The organism is Streptomyces sp. NPDC006510 (assembly GCF_040611955.1).
Lineage (GTDB): Bacteria > Actinomycetota > Actinomycetes > Streptomycetales > Streptomycetaceae > Streptomyces.
Map to the genome: position 1 here is coordinate 1 of NZ_JBEXPH010000055.1, position 5451 is coordinate 5451.

Here is a 5451-nt window from a genome sequence, read left to right on the forward strand (position 1 = left end):
CCGGGCCGGGCCCGCGCCGCGTACGACCAGGCGCCCGGCCTCGCCGGGTGGGGGCTGCCCGCCGCCACCGGCCAGGGCCCGGTCCACCCACCCGTGCGGCTGAAACTGCGCGCCCCCGCGCCCGCCGCTCCCACTCCCGTCGAGCTCTCCGTGCTGAGGGTGTAGCAGGCCGCCCCACCCGGCCGCCCCTCTTCCCTTCCCCATCTCCAGCACGGAGTCCCGCATGTCCAAGTCCAAGTCCACGTCCAAGTCCAAGTCCTCGTCCGCACGCAAGCCCTCGTCCAGGAAGCCGGTGATCTACGGCGCCGGAGTCGTCCTCGCCGCCGCGTTGCTCGGCTTCGTCTCCTACCGGGCCACCGCCCCCGACCACTCGGATTCCGGCTCCTCCTCGGTCGCCGATGTCACCGCCGACCCGGACGCCGGCGTCTATCCGGAGCTGGCGAAGCTCGCCCGCCGGGACGCCGACGACAAGCTCGCGCAGGGCCGCGTCGACGCGCCCGTGGTCCTGATCGAGTACGCCGACTTCAAGTGCGGCTACTGCGGCAAGTTCGCCCGTGACACCGAACCCGCCCTGGTCAAGAAGTACGTCGACAACGGCACCCTGCGCATCGAGTGGCGCAACTTCCCGATCTTCGGCGCCGGGTCCGAGGCCGCCGCCCGCGCCGCCTGGGCCGCCGGGCAGCAGGACCGCTTCTGGCAGTTCCACGCCGCCGCGTACGCCGAGGGGGCCAAGGAGAAGGGGTTCGACAAGGACCGGCTGAAGGCGCTCGCCCAGGAGGCCGGGGTCGCGGATCTCGACCGGTTCGCCCGCGACGCGGACAGCGCCGCCGCCTCCGCCGCCGTGAGCAAGGACCAGGAACAGGGCTACGGAATCGGCGCGACCTCCACCCCGTCGTTCCTGATCAACGGCCGCCCGATCGCCGGCGCCCAGCCCATGGAGACCTTCACCTCGGCCATTGAGGCGGCGGCCGAGCAGGCCCGCAAAACCGAGGACGCCAAGAGCGGCAAGGACGGCAAGAACGCCGAGGGCGCCGGGGACGACGCGAAATGACCGCTGACATCGGCTACTTCGCGGCCTTCCTCGGCGGGCTGCTCGCCCTGGTCAGCCCGTGCAGCGCACTGCTGCTGCCGGCCTTCTTCGCCTACTCCATCGACTCCACCTCGCGCCTGCTGGCCCGTACCGGCATCTTCTACGCCGGACTGGCCACCACCCTGGTGCCGCTCGGTGCCGCGGGCTCGTACGCCGGACGGCTCTTCTACCGCCACCGCGACGCACTCGTCCTCGGCGCGGGCTGGCTGATCATCGCGCTCGGCATCGCGCAGATCGTCGGTCTGGGCTTCGCCTCGCGCCGGATCGCCGCCCTCAGCGGCCGGATCCGCCCGACCACCGCCGTATCGGTCTACGCGCTGGGTGCCGTCTACGGACTGGCCGGCTTCTGCGCGGGCCCGATCCTCGGCAGCGTCCTCACCGTGGCGGCGGTCAGCGGCAGCCCGGTCTACGGCGGACTGCTGCTCGCCGTCTACGCCCTGGGCATGGCGGTCCCGCTCTTCCTGCTCGCGCTGCTCTGGGAACGTTTCGACCTGGGGCGCCGGGCCTGGCTGCGCGGCCGCGCCTTCCGGCTCGGCCGCTTCGAACTGCACACCACGACCCTGCTGTCCGGGCTCTTCTTCATCGGTCTCGGCGCGCTGTTCCTCGCGTACGACGGGACGACGGCGCTGCCGGGACTGCTGGACGTGGACGATTCGTTCGCCGTCGAGCAGTGGGCCCAGCGCATCGGCGAGCACGTTCCGGACGCCATGGCGCTGGTGGCCGTGGTCGCGGTGGCGCTGCTGGTTCTGGCGGTACGGGCGTGGCGCGGCCGGGGCGGCGTGAAATCGGCGGACCGGGAAGAGGTCTGACACGGCGAAGGCCCCGTCCGGTGGACGGGGCCTTCGGGTGGTGGCTGGGGCCGGGATCGAACCGGCGACCTATCGCTTTTCAGGCGATCGCTCGTACCAACTGAGCTACCCAGCCACGCAGCTCATAAGGGCTGCAGCGGTCCTGACGGGATTTGAACCCGCGGCCTCCACCTTGACAGGGTGGCGAGCACTCCAAACTGCTCCACAGGACCAAGCTTTGTGCGACTAAGTGTCGCACAGGTTGTGCGTGCCCCCAACGGGATTCGAACCCGTGCTACCGCCTTGAAAGGGCGGCGTCCTGGGCCACTAGACGATGAGGGCAGAACTGCTTGTGCTGTTGCTTCTGCGTCTGTCGCCCCGGGGGACGTGAGAAGCATGTGACTTCGCTTCCCCTCAAGAGGTTCCGCTTCTCCTTCAACCTCTTAGGGTTTCAGAACGGTCAAGCCCTGACCGGCGCCCTTGGGCACGTCGCAGACTGTACTACGGCGTTTCTGCGTCAGCCAAACCGAATAGGCGGAGGGAGCGGTCCGGGGCGCCGCGACCGGCCGTACGGGACAATGGCGGGGTGCTGGAGATGACGCGCGAAGAGTTCGAGGGACTGGTCGCCGAGGCGCTGGACCGGATCCCGCCCGAGCTGACGCGGCTGATGGACAACGTCGCGGTGTTCGTCGAGGACGAGCCCGACCCGGGGGATCCCGAGCTGCTCGGGCTGTACGAGGGGACGCCGCTGACCGATCGCGGCGAGTGGTACGCGGGGGTGCTGCCGGACCGGATCACCATCTACCGCGGGCCGACCCTCCGGATGTGCGAGTCCCGCGAGGACGTCGTCGCCGAGACCGAGATCACGGTCGTCCACGAGATCGCCCACCACTTCGGCATCGACGACGCGAGGCTGCACGCGCTCGGCTACGGGTGAGCGCACCCCGGGGTCCGTCCGGCGGGCGGGCCCGGCGGCGTGCGGACGGAGCGTGGAGGGCGTGCGGGTGGCGTGTGGGCCGGGTCCGGGGCGTGTCCCCGGCGGGGCAAAGGGAGTTGGGCACAGCGCCCCCCTCCTTCCCGTACCGCTCCGCCCCTTCTTCGTACCCCGGAGGTGCCTCCCGTGCGCCAGTTGTCCGTCCCTGTCCGCTGGGCGGCCGTCGTCGCCGCGACGGTCGCCGCGTCCACCGGTTGCATGAGCATCGGCGACGACGGCGGGAAACCGGCGTCGTCGCCGTCGCCCGAGCACGGGGGGAGCGGGGCCCGGCCGGACGGCGGCACCGTGGCGGGCACGGGCCATGTCCGTACCGGTGGCGGCCGGGCCGAGGCGCACTCCGAACGGGAGGCCGCCGAATCGCCGGAGCCGAGCCGCTCCGCCGGGCCCTCGGCCGCCCCCGGTGGCGTACGTCCCGGCACGGAGCCGGGCGGTGGTGCGGAACCCCCGCGCGGTGACCCGCTGCCGACGCCCTCGGCCTCGCAACCGGGCCCCGGGGTGCCGCAGCAGTCCGAATCCCCGACTCCGTCCGGGCCGGCGACCCCGGAGCCGCCGAGCTCCCCCGAGCCGCAGCCCTCCGAACCGTCGTCGCCACCGCCGTCCGCCTCGCCGGCGGCACAGCTCCGCAATGACGCGATGGGTGTGCCGGGGGAGTCGGATCCGCTGCGGACGCCCGAGGCATCGCCGCAGGTGGGACCGGTGTAGCGAGGGGCGGGGAGTGGTCGGTTTGCGCGATGTGGGGAGGAGTGCGTATGGTAGTAGATCGTTTGATCCCATTGCCCGGCGCCGAAACAGAAGCGCGCCGTGTGGCGCGTACTCTCCCTTGCCGTGGCTGGACCGCATTGAGGCGGTCGAAATTGCGAATCACGGAGTTACGGGCGCGTGCCGAGACTCCGGAAGGTTTCGCATTTCGCATGTCAATTTCCAGTTCTGACCACACCGTCATGCCCGAGAGCATCGAGAACGACGAGCTCGTCGAGGCCGCTGAGGCCGTGGTCGCCGAGTCCGCCGCCGCCATCGAGGCGGACGCCACCCCGGCCGAGCAGGCCGACTCCGCCGACGCGGACGCCGAGCCGACCATCACCTTCGCCGACCTGGGCCTGCCCGAGGGCATCGTCCGCAAGCTCGCGCAGAACGGTGTGACGGCGCCCTTCCCGATCCAGGCCGCGACCATCCCGGACGCCCTGGCCGGCAAGGACATCCTGGGCCGCGGCCGTACCGGCTCCGGCAAGACCCTCTCCTTCGGTCTGCCGACCCTGGCCACGCTGGCCGGCGGCCACACCGAGAAGAAGAAGCCCCGCGCGGTCATCCTCACCCCGACCCGTGAGCTCGCGATGCAGGTCGCGGACGCGCTCCAGCCGTACGGCGACGTCCTCGGCCTGAAGATGAAGGTCGTCTGCGGCGGTACGTCGATGGGCAACCAGATCTACGCGCTGGAGCGCGGTGTCGACATCCTCGTCGCCACCCCGGGCCGACTGCGCGACATCATCAACCGGGGCGCCTGCTCCCTGGAGAACGTCCAGGTCGCCGTCCTCGACGAGGCCGACCAGATGTCCGACCTGGGCTTCCTGCCCGAGGTCACCGAGCTGCTCGACCAGGTTCCGGTCGGCGGTCAGCGGATGCTCTTCTCCGCCACGATGGAGAACGAGATCGGCACGCTGGTCAAGCGCTACCTGGACAACCCGGTGAGCCACGAGGTCGACAGCGCCCAGGGCAACGTCACGACCATGACGCACCACGTCCTCGTCGTGAAGCCGAAGGACAAGGCGCCGGTCACCTCCGCCATCGCCGCCCGCAAGGGCCGCACCATCATCTTCGTCCGCACCCAGCTGGGCGCCGACCGCATCGCCGAGCAGCTCGTCGAGGCGGGCGTCAAGGCGGACGCGCTGCACGGCGGGATGACGCAGGGTGCCCGTACCCGGGTGCTCGCCGACTTCAAGGACGGCTACGTCAACGCGCTCGTCGCGACCGACGTCGCCGCCCGCGGTATCCACGTCGACGGCATCGACCTGGTGCTGAACGTGGACCCGGCCGGTGACCACAAGGACTACCTGCACCGCTCGGGCCGTACCGCGCGGGCCGGCAAGTCCGGCGTCGTCGTCTCGCTGGCGCTGCCGCACCAGCGCCGTCAGATCTTCCGGCTGATGGAGGACGCGGGCGTCGACGCCTCGCGGCACATCGTCGGTGGCGCGGGTGCCTTCGACCCGGAGGTCGCCGAGATCACCGGTGCCCGTTCGCTGACCGAGGTCCAGGCCGACTCCGCGAACAACGCCGCCAAGCAGGCCGAGCGCGAGGTCGCCGACCTGACCAAGCAACTGGAGCGGGTCCAGCGCCGCGCCGGTGAGCTGCGCGAGGAGGCCGACCGCCTCGTCGCCCGTGCCGCCCGCGAGCGGGGCGACGACCCCGAGGCCGCGGTGGCCGAGGTGGCCGCCGAGGCGGAGGCCGCGATCGAGGCCGCCGTCTCCGTGCCGGAGCAGCCCGCCGCCCGTGACGACCGTCGCGACGACCGCGGCAACTTCGACCGCCGGGACAGCCGCGGCGGCGACCGCGGTGGTTACCGTCGGGACGACCGCGGTGGTGAC

Annotated in this window: 5 protein-coding genes and 3 tRNA genes; 5 read left to right on the forward strand and 3 right to left on the reverse strand. The window is 71.7% G+C overall.

Annotation, left to right across the window (positions count from 1 at the left end; translation table 11 throughout):
- The first annotated feature begins 223 nt into the window (after positions 1–223).
- Both ABZY11_RS18580 and ABZY11_RS18585 read left to right on the forward strand, forming a co-directional pair.
- Positions 224–1051, forward strand: a complete 828-nt coding sequence (locus ABZY11_RS18580; RefSeq protein WP_356480153.1) for a DsbA family protein — start codon at positions 224–226, stop codon at positions 1049–1051.
- Positions 1048–1899, forward strand: a complete 852-nt coding sequence (locus tag ABZY11_RS18585; RefSeq protein ID WP_356480154.1) for a cytochrome c biogenesis CcdA family protein — start codon at positions 1048–1050, stop codon at positions 1897–1899. The genes ABZY11_RS18580 and ABZY11_RS18585 overlap by 4 nt, the downstream gene beginning before the upstream one ends.
- A 38-nt stretch (positions 1900–1937) precedes the next feature.
- Here the strand turns inward: ABZY11_RS18585 and ABZY11_RS18590 are convergent.
- From ABZY11_RS18590 to ABZY11_RS18600, 3 genes are all read right to left on the reverse strand, one after another.
- Positions 1938–2014 (reverse strand) — tRNA-Phe (locus ABZY11_RS18590).
- Positions 2015–2036: 22 nt separating this feature from the next.
- Positions 2037–2111, reverse strand: a tRNA-Asp gene (locus ABZY11_RS18595).
- Positions 2112–2147: 36 nt separating this feature from the next.
- Positions 2148–2220, reverse strand: a tRNA-Glu gene (locus ABZY11_RS18600).
- Positions 2221–2464: 244 nt separating this feature from the next.
- Between ABZY11_RS18600 and ABZY11_RS18605 the strand changes: the two genes are divergently transcribed.
- The 3 genes from ABZY11_RS18605 to ABZY11_RS18615 all read left to right on the forward strand — a co-directional run.
- Positions 2465–2815 carry a metallopeptidase family protein gene (locus tag ABZY11_RS18605; RefSeq protein ID WP_356480155.1) on the forward strand — a complete coding sequence of 117 codons (351 nt, stop codon included), beginning with the start codon at positions 2465–2467 and terminating at the stop codon, positions 2813–2815.
- A 183-nt stretch (positions 2816–2998) separates the two neighbouring features.
- Positions 2999–3574: a hypothetical protein gene (locus ABZY11_RS18610; RefSeq protein ID WP_356480156.1), complete on the forward strand. Its 576-nt coding sequence runs from the start codon at positions 2999–3001 to the stop codon at positions 3572–3574.
- A 239-nt stretch (positions 3575–3813) separates the two neighbouring features.
- Positions 3814–5451 (forward strand): DEAD/DEAH box helicase (locus ABZY11_RS18615; RefSeq protein WP_356480157.1); only part of this gene is annotated, 1638 nt, incomplete at its 3' end.

What these genes read in the sequence shown, in the direction of transcription:
- ABZY11_RS18580 (WP_356480153.1), top strand. Translation starts at nt 224, where the DNA reads ATGTCCAAGTCCAAGTCCACGTCCAAGTCCAAGTCCTCGTCCGCACGC.
- ABZY11_RS18585 (WP_356480154.1), top strand. Translation starts at nt 1,048, where the DNA reads ATGACCGCTGACATCGGCTACTTCGCGGCCTTCCTCGGCGGGCTGCTC.